Genomic DNA, 247 nt, shown 5'->3' with positions numbered 1-247 from the left:
CGAATCGAGCGGAGTGAAAATTCAAGCGTGCGATCGAACGCCGTGTGCGCCGCGTTCATCGCGCGTTGATAGGTGAGCCATGCATCGAGTGCGAGCAGCACGAGTAGCGGCAACAACAACCGGAGCGCGACCCGTATGCGCAGATTCGGCCGCGTCATGCGGCTTTTGCTTCCAGCAGATAGCCGAGCCCGCGCAGCGTCACGATACAGGCCGAACTGCGTTCGAGTTTCTTGCGCAAACGGTACAC

1 protein-coding gene and 1 pseudogene are annotated in these 247 nt (G+C 60.3%); both read right to left on the bottom strand.

The genetic code is table 11. The features are described 5' to 3' along the window. Window positions 1-158, bottom strand: a 158-nt coding sequence (locus SB764_RS43375; RefSeq protein ID WP_410867221.1) for a sensor histidine kinase N-terminal domain-containing protein, incomplete at its 3' end; no start/stop codon positions are given. After that, window positions 155-247 (bottom strand): annotated as a pseudogene (locus SB764_RS43370) (DNA-binding response regulator); the annotation flags it as partial. The pseudogene SB764_RS43370 and the gene SB764_RS43375, both read right to left, overlap by 4 nt.

Origin of the sequence: Paraburkholderia sp. SIMBA_027, from assembly GCF_046535315.1 — a bacterium.
Lineage (GTDB): Bacteria > Pseudomonadota > Gammaproteobacteria > Burkholderiales > Burkholderiaceae > Paraburkholderia > Paraburkholderia tropica.
Note: the sequence above shows the minus strand (reverse complement) of the source record. Positions and strands in the feature narration are given on the sequence as shown.